The organism is Neorhizobium sp. P1_A6 (assembly GCF_056406795.1).
Map to the genome: position 1 here is coordinate 179,394 of NZ_JBFTZM010000010.1, position 23,702 is coordinate 203,095.

The window sequence follows — 23,702 nt, forward strand, 5'->3', positions numbered from 1 at the left end:
CTCATGGATTATTTCGATATTTTCATCAGCATTCTCGGTTCGGCGATCCGCCTTTCGATCCCGCTTCTGTTCACGGCACTTGCCGGACTGTTTTCGGAGCGCGCCGGCATTTTCGATATCGGGCTGGAAGGCAAGATGCTGGCCTCCGCCTTCGCAGCCGCCTGCGTCGCCTATTGGACCGGCAATGCCTGGTTCGGCCTGCTCGGCGGCATCGGTGTGTCGATCGTATTTTCCTTTGTGCACGGCTTTGCCTCGATCACCAATCGCGGCAACCAGATCGTCTCCGGCGTGGCGCTGAATTTCGTCGCCGCCGGTCTGACAATCGTGCTCGGCCAGGCCTGGTTCAGGCAGGGCGGACGCACGGGGCAGGTGCCCCCCGAGGGCCGTTTCTCGTCCATCGTCCTGCCGGGCGCCGACATGATGCGCGACGTGCCGATCATCGGCCCGCTTTATGCACACGTGATCTCCGGCAACAACATCCTCACCTACATCGCTTTCCTGATGGTGCCGATTTCCTGGTGGGTTCTCTACCGCACCCGTTTCGGCCTGCGCCTGCGCGCTGTCGGCGAAAATCCGGGCGCGGTCGATACCGCCGGCATTTCGGTTGCCTGGATGCGCTATCGGTCTCTGATCGTCGCCGGGTTCCTCTGCGGTTTCGCAGGCACCTACCTGTCGATCGCCCAGTCGGCCGCCTTCATCAACAACATGTCGGCGGGCAAGGGTTATATCGCGCTTGCAGCACTGATCTTCGCCAAATGGAAACCGGTGCCGGTCATGCTCGCCTGCCTGCTCTTCGGTTTCCTCGATGCGTTCGCCAATTTCATGCAGGGCAAGTCACTGCCGCTGATCGGCGAAGTGCCGGTACAGATCTTCCAGGCGCTGCCCTATATCCTCACCTGCGTATTGCTCGCCGGGTTCATCGGCACCGCCCGTCCGCCCAAGGCCGGCGGCGTGCCCTATACCAAGGAGCGTTGATAGATGTCTCACGACCTTTTCGAAGCTGCCCGCGGTGCGATGGCCAAGGCTCACGCCCCTTATTCGAAGTTTCCGGTGGGCGTGGCGCTCCGTGCCGATGACGGCAAAGTCTATCTCGGCGCCAACATCGAGAACATCTCCTTTCCCCAGGGCTGGTGCGCCGAGCCGACGGCGATTGGCGCGATGATCATGGGCGGGGGTAAGAAGATCGTCGAACTGGCAGTGCTTGCCGAAAAGCTGGCGCTCTGCTCGCCCTGCGGCGGCTGCCGACAGAAGATCGCGGAATTTGCCTCCGCCGATACGCGCATTTATCTCTGCGACGATCTCGGCGTCCAGAAGACCGTCACCATGGCGGAACTCTTGCCTTTTGCTTTCGAAACCGACGTGATCGGCTGAGGCGATGGAGATGAGGAAAGTCATCGATCTGCTCGTCGACCGCCTGAACGGCCTGGTGCCGCGCCACGCGATCGTACTCGGCTCCGGCCTCGGTTCGCTGGTGAACCAGGTGACGGAGGCTGTCCGTGTGCCTTATGGCGCGCTGGAGGGCTTCCCGGTGAGCGGCGTGACCGGCCATGCAGGCGAGATCGTCGCGGGTTATCTCGGAGTCGAGCCGGTCATCATGCTTTCCGGGCGAGCGCATTATTACGAGCATGGCGACGCTAAGGTGATGCGCTTTCCGATCGAGGTGATGAAAGGCCTCGGCGTCCAGTCGCTGATCCTCACGAACTCGGCTGGCTCTCTGAGGGAAGATATGCCGCCGGGCTCGGTGATGCAGATTTCCGACCACATCAACTATTCCGGCATGAACCCGCTGATCGGCGAAGAAGGCGACGGGCGATTTGTCGGCATGACCACCGCCTATGATCCTGACCTCACGCTCGACATGCGCAATGCGGCGATCCGTTGCGGCATACCGCTGTTTTCCGGCGTCTACATGTGGTTCTCCGGACCGAGCTTTGAGACGCCGGCGGAAATCCGCATGGCGCGTACGCTTGGCGCCGATGCGGTCGGTATGTCGACGGTGCCGGAAGTCATCCTCGCGCGCTATTTCGGGCTCAAGGTTGCGGCCGCGTCGGTCATTACGAATTTCGGCGCAGGCATGACCGGTGCGGAGCTCAGCCACGCGGAAACCAAGGACATGGCGCCCGTCGGCGGGCAGCGTCTGGCGGCCATTCTGAAAGAAATGTTGGCCTGATTACACGATGTATTTCAAGCGGATAAGTCCCGTGTGGGCGCGTGCCCCTCTGGTGTGGCTTGCATCTAATCGTTTGAACGATAAATATGGGCGAGCCGCATGACCCAGAAATCGAGCAGATTTTGACCGGACTTGCGTCGCCTTTGAATTTACTGCGTCACTATCGGACCGATAGGCGCGCGGCGCAGTAAACAAGCCGGGGAGGCACTCGACATGGAACTCCTGAGCCCGCGTGAGGCGGCAGCCTTTGCGCTATCGCTTCTCGACCTGACGAACCTGCGCGACGATTGCGATTACGCCGCGATCGAGAAACTGTGCCAGCGCGCCCAGACGTCTTATGGCAACACGGCCGCGATTTGCATATGGCCGCGTTTCGTCGCCCATGCGCGGCAGATCCTGGGCCCCGAACATCCGGTCCGCATCGCTACGGTCGTGAATTTCCCTTCCGGCGAACTGGATGTCGCGACCGTCGTCGGGGAGACGCGCAAAGCGATCGAAGACGGCGCCGACGAGATCGATATGGTCATTCCCTATCGCAAGCTGCTCGCCGGCGATGAGGCGGCGGTGACCGAAATGGTCGAGGCCGTCCACGCCGCCTGCCCGAATGCCTGCCTGAAGGTGATCCTCGAGACGGGCGAGCTGAAGGATAGCGCTCTGATCCGCCGCGCTTCCGACCTGGCGATCGCTGCCGGCGCCGATTTCATCAAGACGTCGACTGGCAAGGTCGCCGTCAACGCGACGCTCGAAGCAGCCGACATCATGCTGCAGGCGATCCGGGATTCGAAGAAGCGCGTCGGCTTCAAGCCTGCCGGCGGGATCTCGACGGTTGCGGACGCCGATCTCTACTTCCGGCTTGCCGAAACGATCATGGCCCCCAACTGGATCATGCCCTCCACCTTCCGTTTCGGCGCATCGAGCTTGCTCGATGATATTCTCGGCGTGTTGAGCGGCAGCACCACCGTCCGCGCGTCGAGCGGCTACTGACACGATGATCCCGCAAGAAATCATCCGTCGCAAACGCGACGGAAAGGTTCTCACCGGCGATGAGATCGCAGCCTTCATTGCTGCCCTGACAAAAGAGGAAATCTCCGAAGGCCAGGCAGCTGCCTTTGCCATGGCTGTCTTCTTTCGGGGCATGTCCCGCAATGAGACGGTGGCGCTGACGCTTGCCATGCGTGATTCCGGGACTGTCCTGAACTGGGACGCTCTTGACCTGCCGGTGGCGGACAAGCACTCGACCGGCGGCGTCGGCGACAATGTCTCGCTGATGCTCGCGCCGATCATGGCGGCCTGCGGCCTTGCAGTCCCGATGATTTCCGGCCGTGGCCTCGGTCACACCGGCGGTACGCTCGACAAGCTGCAATCCATCCCCGGTTACACCGTCATGCCGGACGAGGTTCTGTTCCGCAAGGTCGTCGGCGAGGTGGGGTGTGCCATTATCGGACAGACGAGCGACCTCGCGCCCGCCGACCGCCGGCTCTACGGTATCCGCGACGTGACGGCCACTGTCGAATCCGTGCCGCTGATTACCGCCTCCATCCTCTCCAAGAAACTCGCGGCCGGTCTCGGCAGCCTCGTGCTCGACGTCAAGGTCGGCAACGGCGCCTTTATGGAAAGCCCGGAGGAAGCAGAAGCGTTGGCCCGCTCGCTGGTCGAAGTGGCGAATGGGGCGGGCGTCAAGACCGCAGCACTTCTGACCGATATGAACCAGCCGCTGGCAGACGCGGCGGGCAATGCGCTCGAAATCGTCAACTGTCTCGATTTCTTGGCGGGCCTAAAGGCCGGTACCCGGCTCGAGGCCGTCGTTTTGGCTGAGGCCGCGGAAATGCTGGTCCAGGCAGGCGTGGCCAGCAATCTGGCCGAGGCCGAGGAGAATGCGCGGCTGGCCCTGAACTCCGGCGAAGCGATGGAGCGGTTTGCCCGCATGGTCCATGCACTCGGCGGTCCCGCGGATTTCTGCGAGCGTCCGGATTCCTATCTTGAACGTGCGCCGGTGCGGCTGCGCGTGCCGGCGCCGCGCGATGGGTATCTCGCAGCCTGCGAGACCCGGGCCATCGGCCTGGCCGTCGTCGAACTCGGTGGAGGCCGCAAGCGGGCCGCGGATCCGATCGATCATCGCGTTGGCATCAATGAGCTTCTGCCGCTCGGTCGCCAGGTCTCGGAAGGTGAGCCGATCGCCATGGTGCATGCCAGGACAAAAGAGGATGCTGAGCGGATCGCTGAGGGTATTGCGGGCTTCTATACGATCTCAGACGCTCCGGTCGCAGCCGCGTCGGTCATCTTGAAGCGTATCGGCTGATCACTGGATCAGCTTCAGATTGCCGCCTTCCACCTGGAAGGATTTCAGTTTCTTCAGAAAGCTCATGCCGATCAGCGTGCCGGCTAGCGCCTTGTCGCGCAGCACGAAGGTATCGACGTCCTTGACGCGCACGCCGCCGATCTCGATGCGGTCGAGGACCACATGCGCCGCCTCGGTTCCGCCATTGGCGGTGTTGACCGTGTAGCGGAAATCCAGGCCGTTGGCGCTATAGCCCAGCTTGCGCGCCGTGCTTTCGTTGATCGCCACCAGCGACGCACCGGTATCGACGAGGCCGTCGACGGATTTGCCGTTCATCCGGAACGTGCCGTTAAAGTGACCTCGGCCATCCGCTTCCAGGGTCACACTGCCGGATGTCACCGAAACGGGCGTGACCTTAGCCGGCGCTCCGACCGCAGCCATTGCCTCCGGCGGATGATCGGCACGCTGGATCAGCGCCGGGATCTGTGTCGCCAGCAGCGCCGTAACGGCTGCAAAAATGACGGTGCGCAGGAGCATGAACAACCCTCTCGGCATGAACCGGATATCCGCTTCCTGCATAACCGACAATTCATAAGAAAACGGTCCGCGAAATCCCCGCAGGCCGTTCATTTAAAAGCTTGGTAAGCGAATTCTAAATTACTTACTTGGTGCCATACATCCGGTCGCCGGCGTCGCCCAGACCGGGCACGATATAGCCCTTCTCATTGAGATGGCTGTCGATCGAGGCCGTGTAGATCTTCACGTCCGGATGCGCCGCGCGGAAGTTGGCGATGCCCTCGGGGGCTGCGAGCAGGCAAAGGAAGCGGATATTATGCGCGCCACGTTCCTTGAGCTTGTCCACGGCGGCGATCGAGGAATTGCCGGTCGCCAGCATCGGATCGACGACGATGATCAGCCGCTCCGCAATGTCTTCCGGTGCCTTGAAGTAATATTCGACCGGCTGCAACGTCTCGTGGTCGCGGTAGACGCCGATATGCGCGACGCGGGCCGAAGGCACCAGTTCGAGCATGCCTTCGAGAAGCCCGTTGCCGGCGCGCAAGATCGAGGCAAAAACCAGCTTCTTGCCTTCGACGATCGGCGCCTGCATTTCGACGAGCGGGGTCTCGATCGTTTCCATGGTCAGTTCGAGGTCGCGGGTCACCTCGTAGCAGAGCAGCATCGAGATTTCCCGGAGCAGCCGTCGGAAGCCCGCCGTCGAGGTTTCCTTCTTGCGCATGATCGTCAGCTTGTGCTGCACCAGCGGATGATCGATGACAGTGACGCCGTCCATGAGCTTCCCCTTCTTGTTTGCCTGTCTCTTCTTTCAGGAAAAAGGCCGGTTCCGCAACCCATCAGGCGCGTATGGCCGCCTCATCCCCAGCCTCTGACCCGCTCTGGGCGTCGAACCGGGCGATCAGCTTTGCCCTTGTCGCGTCGTCCACGAAGGCAGCCTCGATCGCCGTGCGCGTCATCTCATCGATCTCGCCGTCCGAGATCCCCATCACCCCCGACGCGATCTCGTATTCGCGGGCGAGCGAGGTGTGGAAGAACGGCGGGTCGTCGGAATTGATGCAGACCCGCACCCCGGCGGCCTTGAGGCGCTTCAGCGGGTGGCTGTCGAAATCCGGAAACACCTTCAGTGCGATGTTCGAGCCGGGGCAGACTTCCAGCACGGTGCCGAGCTCGACAAGCCGTTCCACCAGCGCCGGATCCTCGATTGCGCGCACGCCATGGCCAATCCGCGAGGGCTTTACCAGATCGAGCGCATCGGCGACGCTGAAGGCACCGCAGACCTCACCGGCATGGATGGTCAGACCCAATCCGGCATCGCGGGCGATATCGAAGGCACGAGCATAGTCGGCGACGCGGCCCATACGTTCCTCGCCGGCCATGTTGAAACCGGTCACCAGTGGGTTTTTCGCGCGCGCCGCGTATTCGGCGGCTGAGATCACCCGGTCCGGGCCGAAATGCCGCTCGCCCGTGACGATGATCCGCGCCTCGATGCCGATCTTTTCGCGGGCTGCGTGGATGCCGTCGCAGATGCCGGCGAGATAGGCATCCGCTCCGAGCCCGATCCGGTCTCCGTGATCGGGCGAGACGATGATCTCGCTGTAGATCGTGCTGGTGGCGGCAAGTTCCAGAAGATAGGTCTCGGTCAGCAGCGCATAGTCGTCGGCGGTTTTGAAGAGCGCGGCGACAGCATCGTAGCAGACGAGGAATTCTGAGAAATCCGACCAGACATAAGCGCCGTCGCGCAGCACCTTGCTGGCATCGACGCCGTATTTCCTGGCCTGGGCTGCAGCCAGTGCCGGGGGCGTGGCGCCCTCGATATGGCAGTGGATCTCGGCCTTGAGGAGGTGTCTGGTCAAAGGAAGCTCCATCCGTTGGGCCCAGGCGGGATCGATAGATGGGCAGCGATTGTTTCGGCAATATCCGCGTAGGTTGATCTGATCCCGATCGAGCGGGAGCGGATACCCGGCCCGAACGCCATGACCGGCACCCGCTCGCGGGTATGGTCGGTGCCGCGCCAGGTCGGATCGCAGCCGTGGTCTGCGGTGAGGATGACGAGATCCCCCGGTTTCAGCCGCCGGTGGACATCCGGCAGGGCGCGGTCGAAGGCTTCGAGTGCCGCGGCATAACCCGGCACGTCACGGCGATGACCGTAGAGCATGTCGAAATCGACGAAATTGGTGAAGACCAGATCGCCGACGGTCGCCTCGTCCATCGCGGCAAGCGTCGCCTCCATCAGCGCCGCATTGCCGTCCGCCTTGATGACGCGCGACACGCCCTGGTGCGCAAAGATGTCGCCGATCTTGCCGATGGCATGTACCGATCGGCCGCCCCGGATCAGCCGGTCGAGCAATGTCGGCTCGGGTGGCGGCACGGAGAAGTCGCGGCGATTGCCGGTGCGCTGGAACGTGGCCGCCGTTTCGCCGACAAAAGGCCGGGCGATCACCCGGCCGATATTCATCGGATCGAGCAGCACCCGTACGGTTTCGCAGAGCCTGAGCAGTYGGTCGAGGCCGAAATGGGTTTCGTGGGCGGCAATCTGGAAGACGGAGTCGGTCGAGGTGTAGCAGATAGGCCTTCCGGTGTGGATATGCTCTTCCCCAAGCCGGGCGATGATTTCGGTGCCGGATGCGTGGCAATTGCCGAGAATGCCCGAAATGCCGCCTTCACGGCAGATGGCGTCCACCAGTTCGGGAGAGAAGGCCTCGCCTTCGGTCGGGAAATAACCCCAATCGAACATAACCGGCGTGCCGGCGATTTCCCAATGGCCGGATGGCGTATCCTTGCCACGGGAAATTTCGTTGGCTGCGCCGTACAGACCGAAGATCCGCTCCGGCATCGGCATGCCGACGGGATAGTCGCCGCCGGCGAGCTTTGCGATTTCCAGAAGACCGAGCGATGACATGTTCGGCAGATGCAGCGGGCCTTCCCTCAGACCCGCGCGGTCGCCGACGCCTGCGGCGCAGAACTGCGCGATATGCCCGAGCGTATTGGAGCCGAGATCGCCATACTCGTCCGCATCGGGGGCACCGCCCACGCCGAAGGAATCAAGAACGAACAGGAACGCACGCGCCATCGGTCACCCGGAAGTTTGAATATCGCCCGGCCGACGGTCTGGCTGCCGGCTCGAATCGGGATTCATATAGCCGTGCGGATGTATTAGCAAAGGGCATGACGTCCGATGCGCGTCAGCAATTGGTGCAGGCGACGTTGTTCCCAAGGCGCTGGCGGTAGAAATACTCCCGCGCGATGGTGATGTTCTGAACCTCGCTTGGCAAAAGGCCGGGCATGAACATCAACAGTTCGTGGTGGACCGAAACTTCCGCCCGGACGAGGAAGGAATTGGCTATATGCATGTCGGGCGGCACCGGGACCGCAGAACCGACCACATAGGGCCTGCCGTTATCCTGGTTCCACGACCAGGCAACGGTCGGATTGCCATTGGCATCGAGCGTCACGCCCGTGACCTTGATGCTGAGCGTGTTGGGCGTATAGGGGGCGAAAAGACTGGCGGTGACGTCTTTCATCGTCGCAAGCATCGTCTTGTCGACACTCGTTTCCCGGGTCACGAGATCGGCGATGGTACTGGCGCTGCGCGTCACCCGCTTGGAGACGCTGAGGCCGATGGTGATCTCGAAGGACGTGATGTAGAGGCTGAGAAGCAGCGGCGCGATCAGCGCGAACTCGACTGCGCCAACGCCGCGCCTGTCGGTCATGAACTGCCTGAGGCGGGTCAACAGGCCCGGATGTCGCGACTGCGGCTGCGGCTTTTGCTCTTCCATCACGGATAGTCCTCGGCTCGGAAGGCGGATGTCTCGACGATCAGGAAATAGTTCGGCCGTCCGCCGTTCGCAGGCCTGACATTGGTGATGTAAGGCCGGATCAGATCGGTGACGACATCCCAGCGGTAATAGGCACGCAGCATGTTGATGCTTTTGGCGGGGCCCGGCGCATAGGCGAAGGAAGATGTATCGAGCTCACCGAAATCGCCACCGGACGTCGAACGCGGGATTGTCTTCGGTATCAATGCGAAGCTCGCGAACGAGCGGACGTCGAGCAGAAGTTTGTCCGGCGTCGTAATTTCAGCATCGCTGCACGTGATCAGGATCGATATTTCGGCGCAGAAAGCGCGGCGGAATTCCGTTTGGTTCTTGTCTGTGCCGCGATTGAGCCCGTAGGTAATATTGCCGGTCCTGAGCTTGCGCGCCATCGTGTCGACGGCATTGGCGACAAGCTGTTCTCCCGTATAGGCGATGAAGGTTTCGACGATCGCAAAGACAATCAGGAAATAGGGGATTGCCAGCAGCGCGAATTCGATCGCCGCTGCTCCGTCTTTCGAGCGGATGATCCGCCGCCACGCCCCGCGTTTACCCTTTACAGGTACAGGCGCACCGCTTCTGGTATCGTCATGATCCTGGCACATGGTTCCCGCCCGACAGCCCGGTTTGAGCACGCCGATCCTAGGGTTCGATTATTGAGATTCCGTTGCAACGATCGTCTGCAGTTTAACCACCTGTCCCCGATCAGGGCGAAGCGGTGTTCTTGAACTCGGCGTGCTGCTCGCAATTGGGTGTGCAGGAGAGGATGGAACGTTCCGTTTGCCGGAAGACGCGCACCGTGTTGCCTTCGTCGATGGAAACGAGGATGCGTTCATCGGCAATCGCATTGCCCTGGGCGTCGAGCAGCACCAGATTGGTCGTGCCGAAACTGCGGCCGGTGAGAACGATCGTAGTGGAGTCCGCGACGGTGGCATCGGCGACGTTGGAATTGCCAACGATGACCTTGCTGACCGGACGGTCGAGTTTCAGCACGCGCGCATGATTCATGAATACGCGCAGAAGATCCCCTTGATCCTGCGCAGCAACATGTCCCGCGCCAGCGAACACGCCACCGCAAATGGCGAGGAGTCGGACCATGACGCTACGGAACAGCATTGGGGGCAGCCTTTAGGGTGCAGTTGTTATCGGCCAAGGATGGATGTGATTGGTGAATGAAAGGTTAAGCGGCACAGGCGGCCGGGTTTGATCTCATCTTAACCATTGCCGAATGGCGGAGATCACAGCCCATGGAGCGAGTATCAGCCTTCTAGCATGTAAATTAAAGCTCTGTAAAAAAATGTACATTAGTCAATTATGAGCGGGAGTGAACACATGGTCGAATGCGAGCTTTTTTCTTTCCCCTTCGTTTACCACGCAACCGGCAATCCTCCATTAACGGGTTGGTAATGATGTTCCTTAAGTCGATGGCAATCGTCCGTCTGTAGATTGCAGTCATCCGAACAACGGAAACAGTTGTCGGGACGTGCTGAACAACAAATGTGGAGTAGGAGAGTTCCATGACCAAGATTTTCGCCCGTTTTATGAAAGATGAGTCTGGTGCGACCGCCATCGAGTATGGTCTTATCGCAGCACTCATCTCCGTTGCTCTGATCGCTGGTGCGACCACCCTCGGCACCTCGCTGAACACCCAGTTCACCAACATCTCGAAGAAGCTTAACTGCGGCACCGGCACCACCGCTTGCTGATTGCAGGCGTGACAAATTCCAGAAGCCGGCTCGATCACAATCGGGGCGGCTTCGTCTTATTTCGTAGTTCAGCAGGGATTGGGGATCGTGCATTCCGCGCGTGCAAATCCTGACTGATGTCGGCGGATTCAGCAATGATCGTGATCACTCTGGCCATTCTCACAATCCTGCCGCTTTGCCTGGCGCTTGCCGCCATCTTCGATCTCGTCAGCATGACGATCCCGAACCGGGTATCTGCGGTTATTCTGGTGTCCTTTCTAGTCCTAGCCCCGCTCGCGGGGCTGTCCTGGCCAGAAATCGGCATGAATCTGGTCGCCGGCCTTGCCGTGTTCGGCGCGTGTTTCGCGCTGTTTGCCTTCAATGTCATGGGTGGCGGCGATGCGAAGCTCCTGACCGCGACCGCCGTCTGGTTCGGCTTCAATCATTCGCTTCTCGTTTTCCTCGTCACCGTCGGTTATGTCGGCGGCGCGGTGACGCTTGCTTTCCTGCTCCTGCGCTCGCAGGCGGAGTCGGTCATGGCCATGGGCATCCCGCTCCCCTCATCCCTCGTCAACGCCAAGAAGATTCCTTACGGTATCGCCATTGCCATCGCCGGCTTCCTGACCCTCGAGCTTGCCCCGATCCATCTCCTGGCCGTGAAGGCGTTTCAATAAAGGTTTCCGCGATGGAAAGATCGCGTTAACCAGAATTGTAAGCGTCTCATTAACTATAATTACACCATTGGAGACCATTCTCCGGGGGAATTAGTGTTCCCTCAAGGAATGGCCATGAAGCCCACCCGTATCATTATTCTCGCGGTTGCCGTGGTGGCGGCGGGTCTCGCCGGCATGCTCGCCATGCGCCTTTCCGGCACCAAGGCACCCGAACTGGTGGAAACCGTCATCCAGAAGGAGCCGACGGTCAAGGTGCTCGTCTCGGCTGAGAACCTGCCCATCGGCAGCCGGCTGAACGATAAGTCGATGCAGTGGGCGTCCTGGCCCTCAAGCGGCGTCGTCGACGGCTTCATCACCGATTCCACGCGGCCCAACGCGATGACCGAGCTTCAGGGCGTCGTGGTCCGCATGCCGATGTTCAAGGGCGAGCCGATGCGCGCCGAGAAGATTGCTGATTCATCCAGCCGCATCATGTCCTCGTTGCTTCCGTCGGGAAAACGGGCCGTCGCAACCGAGATTTCGGTGGCGACAGGCGCCGGCGGCTTCGTGCTGCCGAATGATCGCGTCGACATCATCATGGTGCGCGAGAACAAGGAAAGCGGCAACTACATTACCGAAACCATCCTGAGCAACGTCCGCGTCCTCGCGATCGACCAGCAGGTCCAGGAAAGTGAAGACGGCAAGAAATCGGTGGTCGGCACGACGGCGACGCTGGAACTGACGCCGGATCAGGCAAAGGTCATCGCCGTCGCCCAGCAGATGGCCCAGCGGCTGACGCTCGCGCTGCGCTCGGTCGCGGACTCGCAGGAGGCCGACACGGTCGCCCCGGGCTATTTGCTGCATGGCGGTGATGGCAAGGCGGATATCCAGGTCATCAAATCGGGTGCGATCGTCAAGAGCACGGCGACGGCGGTGCAGGCGAAATGAACGGAGCGCTCAAGTGAACAGTCTGAAACACAAGATTCGTAGCTCGGCAGCGGCAGGCTTGGCTTTTTGCCTCGCCTTTTCCGGCATTTCGCTGAATATCGCCCCGATCAGCCTTGAACCTGCGCAAGCCCTGGCGGCCGAAAACAGCGTCGTCCGCATCACCGAAGGTGGCCCTGGCATCCGTAAACGGCTGCAGCTCGGCCTCAACAAGGCCCTGGTCGTCGACCTGCCTTCCGACGCCCACGACATTCTGGTCGCCGACCCGAGCATGGCAGACGCAGTGACGCGCACCTCCCGCCGCATCTATCTGTTCGGCAAGACCGTTGGCCAGACCAATATCTTCGTCTTCGGGCCCAACGGCGAGGAAATCGTCAGCCTGGACGTGGCAATCGAACGTGATATTTCCGGTCTCGAGCAGAACCTTCGCCGGTTCCTGCCGGAATCGAACATCAAGGTCGAGATCATCTCGGACAACATCGTGTTGTCGGGAAGCGTGCGCACGCCGCAGGACTCGGCGCAGGCGGAAAAGCTCACTACCGCCTTCCTCAAGGGCGGCGAGGCGACTACCCGGAATATCACGGCTCAGGGCAATAACGGCGACGCGGACATCTTCGCCGAAAACCGACAGAAATCTCAGATCGTCAACCTCCTGACGATCGAGGGCGAGGACCAGGTGACGCTCAAGGTGACGGTTGCGGAAGTCAGCCGGCAGGTGTTGAAGCAGCTTGGTTTCAATGGCTCGGTGGCCGGTCCCAAGGGCTCGATTTCCTTTGCCAATCCCGCCAATCTGGGAAATGCCGTCGGCTTGGCTGCTCAAGGCGTCCTGTCCGGGAACATCGGCAATGTCGCTCTTTCGACTTACATGAACGCCATGGAACAGGCGGGCGTCATGCGCACGCTTGCCGAACCCAGCCTGACCGCCATTTCGGGCCAGCAGGCAAAATTCTACGTCGGCGGCGAATTCCGCCTGCCTGCCCAGCAGGAGGTCGATGGCCAGAAGGGGACCGTCACGCAGACGGTCAACACCGTCGACTATGGCATCGAACTGAACTTCAAGCCCGTCGTTCTGTCGCCGGGACGCATCAGCCTGGTGATCGAAACCAACGTGTCGGAGCCGACCTATGAAGGTTCTGCCGCGACGGGTAACGGTGCTTCACTGCGGATCCCCGGCAATACCTACATGTCGATCCGCAAGCGCGAGGCTTCGACCACCGTCGAGTTGCCCTCCGGCGGCTCCATCGTGATTGCCGGCCTGGTGCAGGACAACGTCCGACAGGCGATGTCCGGCCTGCCGGGCATTTCCAAGGTGCCGGTGTTCGGCACGCTCTTCCGCAGCAAGGATTTCGTCCGCAACGAAACCGAACTCGTGATCATCGCGACGCCGTATCTGGTCCGTCCCGTTGCGCGCAGCGAGATCGCCCGGCCGGACGACAATTTCAATCCGGAAAACGATGCAGCGACCTTCTTCCTGAACCGCGTCAACAAGATCTACGGCCGCAAGGAGCCCGTCGCGACGGGCCAATATCACGGCGCCGTCGGCTTTATCTACAAGTGAGCGGTCATGGACATTGAAACGCAGAAAATCTCCGCCGAAGGACAGGATGCCATGACCAAGGTTACAACCAGGTCCCGTCGCCGCCAGATTGCCGCAGCTTTAACGCTCGCGGCATCCGGCATGCTCCTGTCGGCCTGCGGCAACAGCCAGCTCACCACCGGCGCCATCCCCGACGACTATCGCACCCGCCATCCGATCGTCCTGGCGGAAGGTCAGTCGACGCTTGATATTCCGATCGCCTCGGGCGATGTCCGCCTGACCACCGGGATGCGCGATACGGTCAAGGGATTTGCGCAGAACTTCATGGCGTCGCCAGCCGGCGCAATGCAGATCCAGGTGCCTTACGGCTCGTATAATTCCGGTGCCGCGCAACATCTGGCTGGCGATATTCGCCGTGAACTGACGCGTTCAGGCATCAAGCCGCAGCGGATACTGATGAGCAGCTATGCAGCCTCGCCGAATGGCGATGCAGCGCCGATCCGGCTTTCCTACGTGACGACCAAGGCGATGACCGGCCAGTGCGGCGAATGGCCGGCGGATCTGTCGGACAACACGTTCGGCAACAAGAACTGGTACAATTTCGGCTGCGCCAGCCAGAACAATCTTGCAGCCCAGGTCGCCAACCCCACGGACCTCATCGCCCCGCGCGCTATCACGCCGATCGACGCGGCGCAGCGCGCCAAGGTCATCAGCGATTATCGCGGGGAATCCAGTGGCACAACGACGCCGTAAGCCAGGGAACCGGAGAAAACAATGAGCGCGATCAACTATGAAATCCGCACTCCCGGCCAGGGTGAAGGGTCTGCCGAGGACGCCGATCGTCCCGGCGATTTCGACGCGCTGCGCCCGTTGCCGCGCATCTCCATTCATTCCTTCTGCGAAAGCGAAGCGATGCAGCGCACGATGGACCGCATGGCCCGTGATCGCCGCATGGCCAAGGTCAACCTGCGCGTGACCATCGGTGGCACCAGTGCCGCCGCCAACATGTTTTCGTCCACGCCGACCCCGAACCTCATCATTCTGGAAACCGACGCCGAGCCGAAGAACCTGCTGCATGAGCTCACGCCGCTTGCGGAAGTGTGCGATCCCTCGACACGGGTCATCGTCGTTGGCCGTTACAACGATATTTCGCTCTATCGCGAGCTGATCCGCAACGGCATTTCTGAATATCTCGTCGGCCCGGTGCAGATGCCGGACATGCTGGCTTCGATCTCGGCGATTTTCGTAGATCCCGAAGCGGAGCCGCTCGGCAAATCGATCGCCTTCATTGGTGCCAAGGGCGGCGTCGGTGCCTCGACCATTGCGCACAACTGCGCCTTCGGTATCTCGAACCTGTTCTCGACCGAGACCATCCTTGCCGATCTCGATCTTCCCTTCGGCACGGCCAATATCGATTTCGACCAGGATCCGGCCCAGGGCATCGCTGAAGCGGTCTTTGCGCCGGAACGCCTGGACGAGGTCTTCCTCGATCGCCTTCTGACCAAGTGTTCCGAACATCTCTCGCTGCTGGCGGCTCCCTCGCTGCTGGATCGCGCCTATGATTTCGATCGCAATGCGTTCACGCCGATCATCGAACTCCTACAGCGCAGCGCACCGATGGCCGTTCTCGACGTTCCGCATGGCTGGACGGAATGGACGCGGGCGGTTCTGTCGGAGGTCGACGAGGTGGTGATCTGCGCGGTGCCGGATCTCGCCAACCTGCGCAACACGAAGAATATGATCGATGCCTTGAAGAAGCTTCGGCCGAACGACCGTGCGCCGCATCTGATCCTCAACCAGGTCGGCATGCCGAAGCGTCCGGAGATCGCTCCGAACGATTTCATCGAGCCGCTGGAGATGGAGCCGATCGCCATCCTGCCGTTCGACGTGCAGCTGTTCGGCAATGCCGCCAATAGCGGCCGCATGATTTCCGAAATCGACGCAAAATCGCCAGCCGCCGAAACCTTCTCGCAGATCGCCCACATCGTCACGGGTCGGGTCGCCATGAAGAAGGTGAAGAAGGGTGGGCTTGGCAAGATGCTCGGCATGCTCGGGCGCAAGAAGGCATAACACCAGGAAACCGGTATGTTTGGAAAACGCGGAAACGAGGGATTTGGGAAGAGCGGCAGCGTCGCGCCGCCGCCGGCTGCGCCAGCGCCTGCCACGGCGCGGTCCGCCGCTCCTGAAGTCCTTGCCGAGCCGGTGCGCGATCCCGTGACCCAGCGGCAGCAGATCTCCTCGCCGCCGCCGCTCGCGCCGCAATCGACAGCCCGAAAGCGCCCGGCGCGCACGGAGCTCTATTACGATACCAAGAGCCAGGTCTTCTCGGCCCTGATCGATACGATCGATCTTTCCCAGCTCGCCAAGCTCGACGCCGAAAGCGCGCGCGAGGAAATCCGCGATATCGTCAACGATATCATCACCATCAAGAATTTCGCGATGTCGATCTCCGAGCAGGAGGAACTGCTCGAGGACATCTGCAACGACGTTCTGGGTTATGGCCCGCTGGAGCCGTTGCTCGCCCGAGACGACATCTCCGACATCATGGTCAACGGTGCCGGACAGACCTTCATCGAAGTCGCCGGCAAGACGATCGAATCCGACATCCGCTTCCGCGACAATTCCCAGCTCCTGTCGATCTGCCAGCGTATCGTCAGCCAGGTCGGCCGCCGCGTCGACGAATCCTCGCCGATCTGCGATGCGCGCCTGCCGGACGGATCCCGCGTCAACGTCATCGCCCCGCCGCTCGCCATCGACGGGCCGGCGCTCACCATTCGTAAGTTCAAGAAGGACAAGCTCAACCTCGACCAGCTCGTCAGGTTCGGTGCGATCACCCCGGAAGGGGCAACGCTCCTGCAGATTATCGGCCGCGTCCGCTGCAACATCGTCATCTCCGGCGGCACCGGTTCCGGCAAGACGACGCTGCTGAACTGCCTGACCAACTATATCGACAGGGAAGAGCGGGTCATCACCTGCGAGGATACCGCCGAACTGCAGCTCCAGCAGCCGCATGTGGTCCGTCTCGAAACCCGCCCGCCGAACATCGAGGGCGAGGGCGAGATCACCATGCGCGATCTCGTCAAGAACTGCCTGCGCATGCGCCCCGAACGCATCATCGTCGGCGAAGTGCGCGGACCGGAAGTTTTCGACCTGCTGCAGGCGATGAACACCGGCCACGACGGCTCGATGGGTACGATTCACGCCAACACGCCGCGCGAATGCCTGAGCCGTATGGAATCGATGATTGCCATGGGCGGTTATTCGCTGCCGGCCAAGACCGTGCGCGAGATCATCAGCGGTTCGGTCGACGTCATCATCCAGGCGGCCCGCCTGCGCGACGGTTCGCGCCGCATCACCCAGATTACAGAGGTGATGGGCATGGAAGGCGACGTGATCATCACCCAGGACCTGATGCGCTACGAGATCGACGGCGAGGACGCCAATGGCCGCCTGATTGGCAGGCATATGGCAACCGGCATCATGAAGCCGCATTTCTGGGATCGCGCCCGTTATTACAACGAGGAAAAGCGTCTTTCCGCCGCGCTCGACGCGATGGAAAAAACCAAGGACTAAGGAGCGGAATTCCATGTTCGGGCTGGATATCAATGTCGTGGCGATCATCGCCCTCGTGGCGGTCGCCGCGGCGGCGGTCTGTTACGGGCTGTTGTTCTCCCGCATGGAAGTGGAAAAGAAGGCCGACAGCCGGCTCAACCGGGTAAAATCGGCGGAAACCGATCTCAACAAGGTCAAGGACGCGCGAGACCGGGTGCAGGAGCTCTCCAAGCGCCGCAAATCGATGCAGGATTCGATCAAGGAACTGGAGAAGAAGCAGGAAGAGAAGAACAGGAAGATGGGCGACGGCAGCTTGAAATCCAAGCTCGCCCAGACCGGCCTGTCCCTGACGATGGCGCGCTTCTACATGTTCAGTGTCCTTTTCGGCGTCTTCGTCTTCCTCGTCACCCTGATTGCCGGCCTGCCTTTGCTTGCCGCCCTCGGTGCCGCCTTCGTCAGCGCGGTTGGCCTGCCGCGCTGGATCGTCGGTTTCCTGGTCAAGCGTCGCCAGAAGAAGTTTCTGGAGGAATTTCCGAACGCGCTCGACGTCATGGTGCGATCGATCAAATCCGGCCTGCCGCTTAACGATTCAATGCGACTGATCGCATCCGACGGCCAGGAGCCGGTGAAGACCGAATTCCGCCGCGTCATCGAATCCCAGCAGGTGGGCCTGAGCATTCCCGAAGCCTGCACCCGCATGATGTTGACCATGCCGCTGCCGGAAGTGAATTTCTTTGCGATCGTCATCACCATTCAGGGCCAGGCCGGCGGCAATCTTTCCGAAGCGATCGGCAACCTTTCCAAGGTGCTGCGCGAGCGCAAGAAGATGAAGGCCAAGGTGCAGGCGTTGTCGATGGAAGCCAAGGCCTCGGCGGTGATCATCGGCGCTTTGCCCTTCATCGTATCGCTGCTCGTCTATCTCACCTCGCCTCAGTACATCTCGATCATCTTTACCGATCCGCGCGGGCACCTGATCCTTTTGGCTTCCGGCGTCTGGATGTCGATCGGCATCTTCGTCATGCGCAACATGATCAACTTCGACATCTGAGGGGACGGTGCGATGGGACTGGCAACGACGCTTACCGATCCGATCACGTTGCTCGCCATTCTGGTGGCCGTGGCGGTTTTCGCGACCCTCTACACGCTGGCGAGCCCTTTCCTCGAAAAAGGAGATCTCGACAAGCGCATGAAGGCCGTCTCCACCGAGCGCGAACAGATCCGCGCCCGCGAACGCGCCCGCATGAATTCCGAACAGTCGAAGACGTCGCTGCGCGCCCAGAACAACCAGTCGGTCCGGCAGATCGTCGAGCGCTTCAATCTGCGCAAGGCGCTGGTGGACGACAACACCGTCAACAGGCTTCGTGCCGCCGGTCTGAGGTCGCAGAACGCCCTCAACATGTTCCTGTTGGCCCGTTTCCTGCTGCCCTTCGTTTTCCTTGCGGCCGCTATCGTGTGGATTTTCGTGCTCGGCAACCTCGCCACCCGGCCGTTCCCGATCCGCATGCTGGCGGCGATCGTTATCGCCTATATCGGCTTCTATGCACCGAATATCTACATTTCCAACCGGGTGAAGAAACGCCAGCATTCCATCAAGCGGGCCTGGCCCGACGCACTCGACCTGATGTTGATCTGCGTCGAATCGGGGATTTCCATGGAAGCGGCGATGCGCCGCGTGGCCGAGGAGATGGCGCAGGCGTCGCCGCCGCTGGCCGAGGAAATGGTGCTGACGACGGCCGAGCTCTCCTTCCTGCAGGACCGCCGCACCGCGCTCGAAAATCTCGGCATCCGCACCCAGCTCGATATCGTCAGGGCCGTTACCCAGGCGCTGATCCAGGCGGAACGTTATGGCACGCCGATCGCCTCGGCACTGCGCGTACTTGCCCAGGAAGGTCGCGACGAGCGGATGAACGAAGCGGAAAAGAAGGCGGCCGCCCTGCCGCCGAAGCTCACCGTCCCGATGATCCTGTTCTTCCTGCCGGTCCTGATCGCCGTCATCCTTGGTCCGGCCGGCATCCAGGTCGCCGACAAGTTCCACTGAACGCGGTTTTCTAGCATTCGGCGTTCGACCCGCACCGGCCGCGCGTGCCCATTGTTGAACGTGATATGAACTCCCGTTTCAGACGGCGTTCAGCGGGATCGGTCCAATATCCTCTCCATCAGCTTGAGACGGCCGGCTCTTCCAGCTCCGCCGGTTCGGGAGCGAAACATATTCGGAGGATACCAAGATGCTGACACGACTTTGCGTGAACCTCGTCCTGATCGGCGGAATCATCACCGTGATCTCGCGCCTTATTTAAGGCGCTCCGACAGGACCATTCCCGAAAACGAGAAAACCGGCGCAAGGCCGGTTTTTGTTGGAATGGCGGAAGAAGCCCCATCAGTTCGTGTTGGGCTTTCCCTTGCCATCCTTGTCGGCGAGCTTCGTCCAGGCGTTTTGCTGGGATAACATCGAGCGCAGATAGGTGACGTTGGCATCGGCCTGCTGCTGCGAGAGTTCGCGGCGGGCGATCTGTTCTGCTTCCGAAAAACGACCCTGCAGGCCGACCACCAGCGCCAGGTTCTGGCGGACGCGGCTGTCGGCGGCAGGCTGGCCGGCGGCATTACGCATGTAGGTTTCCGCCGTCTTCAGGTCGCCGGAAAGCACATAGGACATTCCGAGATTGGACATCACACTTGGCTCGTTCGGCTGGGTATCAAGCGCCATGCGGTATTTCTGGCGGGCCTCCGCCGAGCGCCCGAGCTGGTCGAGCACGGCCCCTTCGGCGGAATAGAGCCGCCAGTCCGGATGATCGGGGGTTTGCGCGCGGTTGATGGTCGCGAGCGCCTGTTCGAGCTGGCCGGCACCGGCCTGCGCCTTGCCATAGGCTGCCAGCACCTCGCGGTCGGCCGGGTGGGCAATCGCCACCTGCTGCATCACCGCAAGCGCCTGCGCGCTCTTGCCCGTCATGCCGAGCACCGTCGCGTAGCGCAGCCCGATTTCCTTGTTCTTCGGATCCCGGGCATAATTTTCGCCGATCGACTTCTCTGTGCCTGCAAGCGCGTCCGCATTCATGCCGTCCATGGAGGCGGCCGAGGCCCTCGGGATCGAGCCCGTCGTCGCCACGTCCCGGTTCGTCGCACAACCGGTGACCGAAAGAGCGGTGAGAAGGGCGAAGGCGGCGGTCTGGGCGAGGCGGGTCTTGCGAAGCGTCACGGCTGCGGAAGCGGTCATGGGGTGCGGTCTCGTTCGGTCCGGTGCCACGTCTTCCGAATAGGGAGCGGGCAGATAGCGCATTTCCACTCCAGCAATAAACTGTTAACCCTAACAGATCGTTAAGACGAGCGATTCCAGCAGCTTCCGAAGGCCCGCCCATGACTCCCTATCAGTATATCGAACGTCCCTCTCCCTTCAGCGCGAAAGGGGCGACGTCAAGGCCGGTCCATGCCGTGACGCCCTCCGACCTGGAGGCTGGGAAGCTCGATGCGGCGGCGCTCGCCTGGGCGAAGGCGTCGGGCTTCAAGGCGGAAGCCGGTGCTCTGCTTGTGGTACCTGCGGGCAATGAAGTGGGCAGCGCCCTGTTCGGCCTTGGCAGCGATCCCGCCGAGGCACCGTTCATTACGGGAAAACTCTCCAAGCTCTTGCCGGCGGGTGACTGGCATGTCGAGACCTCGGCGCTTGGCGGCGTGCATCTTGCTCTCGGCTACGGCCTCGGTACCTACGGTTTCAGCCGCTACAAATCCGAAAAACCGAAGGACGTCCGGCTTGCGATCCCGGTCACGGCCGATGCCGCCGATGTCGAGCGCCAGCTTGCCGGCGTTTTCCTGGCCCGTGACCTCATCAATATTCCCACCAACGAGATGGGGCCGATCGAGCTGGAAGCTGCCTTCCGGGCGCTTGGCGAACACTACGGCGCAACCGTCACCTCGATTGTCGGCGAGGACCTGCTCGCCCAGAATTTCCCGCTCGTCCACACCGTCGGGCGCGCCAGCGTCTCAGCGCCGCGGCTGCTCGAAATGCGCTGGGGAGAGAAGGGCCATCCGCGTGTCACCCTGGTCGGCAAGGGGGTGTGCTTCGATACTGGCGGTCTCGACATCAAGGGTGCCGCCAACATGGCGCTGATGAAGAAAGACATGGGCGGCGCGGCGAACGTCATGGGCCTTGCCCTGATGATCATGGATGCCGGCCTCAAGGTCGACCTGCAGGTTCTGGTGCCGGCGGTCGAAAACTCTATTTCCGGCAATGCCTTCCGCCCTGGCGATATCTACAGGAGCCGCAAGGGCGTCACCGTCCAGATCGACAATACCGATGCGGAAGGCCGGCTGGTCCTCGCCGACGCGCTTGCCTATGCGGACGAAAATCCGCCCGACTTGATGGTCGACATGTCGACGTTGACGGGGGCTGCCCGCGTCGCGCTCGGCACCGAGCTTGCGCCCTATTTCACCGACGACGAAGCGCTTGTCGGCAAGCTGATGGACGCGGGACGCACCGAAGCCGATCCGATGTGGCGCCTGCCGCTGTGGATGGGCTACGACAAGGATATCCGCTCCCGCGCCGCCGATATCACCAATTCGCCCTCGGGCGGCATGGCCGGCGCGATCACCGCAGCACTTTTCCTCAAGCGTTTCGTCACCACGACCAGGAGCTGGGTGCATTTCGACATCTATGGCTGGGTGGCGGCCGAAAAGCCGCATGCACCGGTCGGCGGCGAGGCGTTTGCGATCCGCGCACTCTATCGCACGATCCGCGACATGGCCGCGAAATAAACCGGCTCCGAAACAGACCGGTAAGAAGTTCGGCCTAAAATTCGTCGGATTGTGAACCGAGGCCGAATTTGGAACCGAGGTGGTGATGCCGGTTGAACTGACCGCCACGGAAGCGCTGGGCCTCTGGCACCGGGTATCGCTGGAGCAGGTGCGCCACGACGGCCGCGATCTGACATTGCGCCAGATGTCCATTCTGCTGCATATTTACCTCGTGCCGCCGCCGCACACGGTGCGCGGGCTGGCGGCGACGCTTGGCGTCACCAAGCCGGTCATCACCCGCGCGCTCGACACGATGGGCGAGATGGGTCTGGTGGATCGCCAACGCGACGAGCGGGACCGCCGCAATGTGGTGATCAAGCGCACGGTGGCGGGTGCGCTCTATCTGGAAAAGCTGGGCGACCTGATCATCAAGGAAGGCCGCAAGTGACGGGTTTTGCATAAGGCGCCCGAAGGGAATTTGAAATGACCAAGTTGCTCGACAGACGCCTGCACGCCTTCCGCCCCGACCTTGCAGACGAGACGCTGAAGGGTAGCGTCGAGGCAGGCCAGTTCGTCCGCGGCGAACCGGCACGCATCGCCGTGCCGGTGGCCCAACTCCGCCCGGCACCGGACCTTGCCCGCGGCATCGATACCGAACTTTTGTGGGGCGAAACCGTCCGGGTTTTCGACCGCGCCGATGGTTTTGCCTGGGTGCAGGCCGATCAGGACGGTTATGTCGGCTACCTGCCGGAGGCGATGCTCGGAAGCCCGGACGAACCCACCCACCGCATCGCCGTGCCGCGCACCTTCCTGTATCCGGAACCGGAGCTCCGCAAGCCGCCGGTTGGCGCCCTGTCCATGGGCAGCCGCGTCACCGTCGTCGGCGAGGCGGAAACCCGCGGTACCCGTTATTTCGTCCTGGCGAGCGGCGAGGCGGTGATCGCCCGCCATTGCCTCCCGATCGCCGAGACCTTGGGTGAGGACTACGTCGCGGTCGCGGAAAAATTCATCGAGACGCCCTATCTCTGGGGTGGCCGTTCCGGTTTCGGTCTTGATTGCTCGTCGCTCGTGCAGCTTGCCCTGATGATGACCGGTCAATTTGCCCCGCGCGACTCCGATATGCAGGCCTCGATCGGCAAAGAGATCGGCCAAGGGGAACTTCGCCGCGGCGACCTCGTTTTATGGAAGGGTCATGTCGGTATCATGGAGAATGCCGAGACGCTTCTCCACGCCAACGGCCACACGATGAGCGTCGCCCGCGAGAATTTCGAGGCGGCCGTTCAGCGGATCGGATGGCTCTACCAGCAGCCCACCGGCTATCGCCGCCTGGATAACCGCCGATGATCACGCAAACGTGGTCCCCGGCCCATGGATCGGGCCTCCTGCCGTCCATATCTTTGAATCGTCCGCAGTTTTCGTGGATGAGGAGTCGATTGATGCTCAAAGGTGCATGGATACTGCCGGCCGTGATGCTCGTGGCGCTGCTTGTCGCCGCGCTGGTTCCGGCCGAGGTATTCGCAGCCGAGCCCCTGGCCTTCCCCAAGGACACCCAGACCTATTTCCGCAACCTGCCCGGCGTCGTGCCCGAGGAGGAGCGCGTGAAGAAACAGGCCTACGACTGCACCAGCGATATCGAGAACGTCTATCGCAGTCGTGGCGGTTTCGACATTCTCTATGGCGATGTCATGCCGACCCGGATCTACCGCTGCAAGTCGCCGAGCGGCGTGACCTATACCGGCACACGGATGCCGAACAATGAATGGGCTCCCGGCATTCACCCCTATCATCTGCCCGAATAGGGCAATCTTCGTTCAATGGGGGCCAACCGGAAG

At 61.6% G+C, this 23,702-nt stretch carries 26 protein-coding genes; 18 read left to right on the top strand and 8 right to left on the bottom strand.

The window, feature by feature from the left end; genetic code table 11:
* The first annotated feature begins 3 nt into the window (after positions 1-3).
* The 5 genes from AC1D3C_RS20580 to deoA all read left to right on the top strand — a co-directional run bounded on the left by AC1D3C_RS20580 (position 4) and on the right by deoA (position 4,469).
* Positions 4-975, top strand: a complete 972-nt coding sequence (locus AC1D3C_RS20580) for an ABC transporter permease (protein WP_477484141.1) — start codon at positions 4-6, stop codon at positions 973-975.
* Positions 976-978: 3 nt separating this feature from the next.
* Complete coding sequence (locus tag AC1D3C_RS20585; RefSeq protein WP_247036474.1) at positions 979-1,371, top strand: cytidine deaminase; 393 nt, start codon at positions 979-981, stop codon at positions 1,369-1,371.
* A 10-nt stretch (positions 1,372-1,381) separates the two neighbouring features.
* Positions 1,382-2,170, top strand: coding sequence for a purine-nucleoside phosphorylase (locus AC1D3C_RS20590; protein WP_477484142.1), 789 nt, complete (start codon positions 1,382-1,384; stop codon positions 2,168-2,170).
* 213 nt (positions 2,171-2,383) lie between these two features.
* Complete coding sequence (deoC, locus tag AC1D3C_RS20595; protein WP_477484143.1) at positions 2,384-3,154, top strand: deoxyribose-phosphate aldolase; 771 nt, start codon at positions 2,384-2,386, stop codon at positions 3,152-3,154.
* A 4-nt stretch (positions 3,155-3,158) separates the two neighbouring features.
* The gene (deoA, locus tag AC1D3C_RS20600; RefSeq protein WP_477484144.1) at positions 3,159-4,469 is read left to right on the top strand and encodes a thymidine phosphorylase; all 1,311 of its coding nucleotides are present in this window, start codon (positions 3,159-3,161) and stop codon (positions 4,467-4,469) included.
* On the opposite strand, the gene AC1D3C_RS20605 is transcribed toward deoA, so the two are convergent.
* The 7 genes from AC1D3C_RS20605 to AC1D3C_RS20635 form a co-directional block, all read right to left on the bottom strand.
* The gene (locus tag AC1D3C_RS20605; RefSeq protein ID WP_477484145.1) at positions 4,470-5,003 is read right to left on the bottom strand and encodes a TIGR02281 family clan AA aspartic protease; all 534 of its coding nucleotides are present in this window, start codon (positions 5,001-5,003) and stop codon (positions 4,470-4,472) included.
* A gap of 106 nt (positions 5,004-5,109) precedes the next feature.
* Positions 5,110-5,739 carry a uracil phosphoribosyltransferase gene (gene upp / locus AC1D3C_RS20610; RefSeq protein WP_038592343.1) on the bottom strand — a complete coding sequence of 210 codons (630 nt, stop codon included), beginning with the start codon at positions 5,737-5,739 and terminating at the stop codon, positions 5,110-5,112.
* 61 nt (positions 5,740-5,800) lie between these two features.
* Positions 5,801-6,817, bottom strand: coding sequence for an adenosine deaminase (locus tag AC1D3C_RS20615; RefSeq protein WP_038548159.1), 1,017 nt, complete (start codon positions 6,815-6,817; stop codon positions 5,801-5,803).
* On the bottom strand, positions 6,814-8,034 hold the full coding sequence (locus tag AC1D3C_RS20620; RefSeq protein ID WP_477484146.1) for a phosphopentomutase: 1,221 nt from the start codon (positions 8,032-8,034) through the stop codon (positions 6,814-6,816). Before AC1D3C_RS20620 ends, AC1D3C_RS20615 begins: the two co-directional genes overlap by 4 nt.
* A 112-nt stretch (positions 8,035-8,146) precedes the next feature.
* Positions 8,147-8,740 carry a TadE/TadG family type IV pilus assembly protein gene (locus AC1D3C_RS20625; RefSeq protein WP_408962425.1) on the bottom strand — a complete coding sequence of 198 codons (594 nt, stop codon included), beginning with the start codon at positions 8,738-8,740 and terminating at the stop codon, positions 8,147-8,149.
* On the bottom strand, positions 8,740-9,381 hold the full coding sequence (locus AC1D3C_RS20630; protein WP_038548168.1) for a TadE/TadG family type IV pilus assembly protein: 642 nt from the start codon (positions 9,379-9,381) through the stop codon (positions 8,740-8,742). Before AC1D3C_RS20630 ends, AC1D3C_RS20625 begins: the two co-directional genes overlap by 1 nt.
* Positions 9,382-9,481: 100 nt before the next feature.
* Positions 9,482-9,874: a pilus assembly protein N-terminal domain-containing protein gene (locus tag AC1D3C_RS20635; RefSeq protein ID WP_038549945.1), complete on the bottom strand. Its 393-nt coding sequence runs from the start codon at positions 9,872-9,874 to the stop codon at positions 9,482-9,484.
* A 419-nt stretch (positions 9,875-10,293) separates the two neighbouring features.
* On the opposite strand from AC1D3C_RS20635, the gene AC1D3C_RS20640 reads away from it, so the two are divergent.
* The 9 genes from AC1D3C_RS20640 (at position 10,294) to AC1D3C_RS20680 (ending at position 19,186) form a co-directional block, all read left to right on the top strand.
* Positions 10,294-10,482: a Flp family type IVb pilin gene (locus tag AC1D3C_RS20640; protein WP_038548170.1), complete on the top strand. Its 189-nt coding sequence runs from the start codon at positions 10,294-10,296 to the stop codon at positions 10,480-10,482.
* 140 nt (positions 10,483-10,622) lie between these two features.
* Positions 10,623-11,135, top strand: a complete 513-nt coding sequence (locus AC1D3C_RS20645) for an A24 family peptidase (RefSeq protein WP_038549947.1) — start codon at positions 10,623-10,625, stop codon at positions 11,133-11,135.
* 114 nt (positions 11,136-11,249) lie between these two features.
* Positions 11,250-12,062: a Flp pilus assembly protein CpaB gene (cpaB, locus tag AC1D3C_RS20650; RefSeq protein WP_477484147.1), complete on the top strand. Its 813-nt coding sequence runs from the start codon at positions 11,250-11,252 to the stop codon at positions 12,060-12,062.
* A gap of 13 nt (positions 12,063-12,075) precedes the next feature.
* Positions 12,076-13,617: a type II and III secretion system protein family protein gene (locus AC1D3C_RS20655; RefSeq protein ID WP_038548173.1), complete on the top strand. Its 1,542-nt coding sequence runs from the start codon at positions 12,076-12,078 to the stop codon at positions 13,615-13,617.
* Between the two features lie 51 nt (positions 13,618-13,668).
* Positions 13,669-14,349: a CpaD family pilus assembly protein gene (locus AC1D3C_RS20660; protein ID WP_477484148.1), complete on the top strand. Its 681-nt coding sequence runs from the start codon at positions 13,669-13,671 to the stop codon at positions 14,347-14,349.
* 21 nt (positions 14,350-14,370) lie between these two features.
* Positions 14,371-15,666, top strand: coding sequence for a CpaE/TadZ family protein (locus AC1D3C_RS20665; protein WP_038548176.1), 1,296 nt, complete (start codon positions 14,371-14,373; stop codon positions 15,664-15,666).
* A gap of 15 nt (positions 15,667-15,681) precedes the next feature.
* Positions 15,682-17,169 carry a CpaF family protein gene (locus AC1D3C_RS20670; protein WP_477484149.1) on the top strand — a complete coding sequence of 496 codons (1,488 nt, stop codon included), beginning with the start codon at positions 15,682-15,684 and terminating at the stop codon, positions 17,167-17,169.
* 13 nt (positions 17,170-17,182) lie between these two features.
* Positions 17,183-18,196: a type II secretion system F family protein gene (locus AC1D3C_RS20675; RefSeq protein WP_477484150.1), complete on the top strand. Its 1,014-nt coding sequence runs from the start codon at positions 17,183-17,185 to the stop codon at positions 18,194-18,196.
* Between the two features lie 12 nt (positions 18,197-18,208).
* Positions 18,209-19,186 (top strand): type II secretion system F family protein, encoded by a 978-nt coding sequence (locus AC1D3C_RS20680; protein ID WP_038592363.1) that lies wholly within the window; start codon positions 18,209-18,211, stop codon positions 19,184-19,186.
* Between the two features lie 339 nt (positions 19,187-19,525).
* Here AC1D3C_RS20680 and AC1D3C_RS20685 read toward each other — a convergent pair whose 3' ends face one another.
* Entirely contained in the window at positions 19,526-20,359 is an 834-nt protein-coding gene (locus AC1D3C_RS20685) for a tetratricopeptide repeat protein (RefSeq protein ID WP_477484151.1), read from the bottom strand.
* Positions 20,360-20,499: 140 nt separating this feature from the next.
* Between AC1D3C_RS20685 and AC1D3C_RS20690 the strand changes: the two genes are divergently transcribed.
* The 4 genes from AC1D3C_RS20690 to AC1D3C_RS20705 all read left to right on the top strand — a co-directional run bounded on the left by AC1D3C_RS20690 (position 20,500) and on the right by AC1D3C_RS20705 (position 23,669).
* Positions 20,500-21,891, top strand: a complete 1,392-nt coding sequence (locus AC1D3C_RS20690; RefSeq protein WP_477484152.1) for a leucyl aminopeptidase family protein — start codon at positions 20,500-20,502, stop codon at positions 21,889-21,891.
* 85 nt (positions 21,892-21,976) lie between these two features.
* Positions 21,977-22,318, top strand: a complete 342-nt coding sequence (locus AC1D3C_RS20695) for a MarR family transcriptional regulator (protein WP_247138613.1) — start codon at positions 21,977-21,979, stop codon at positions 22,316-22,318.
* 35 nt (positions 22,319-22,353) lie between these two features.
* Entirely contained in the window at positions 22,354-23,214 is an 861-nt protein-coding gene (locus AC1D3C_RS20700) for a C40 family peptidase (RefSeq protein ID WP_038548194.1), read from the top strand.
* Between the two features lie 92 nt (positions 23,215-23,306).
* Entirely contained in the window at positions 23,307-23,669 is a 363-nt protein-coding gene (locus tag AC1D3C_RS20705; protein ID WP_038548197.1) for a hypothetical protein, read from the top strand.
* Positions 23,670-23,702 lie beyond the last annotated feature (33 nt).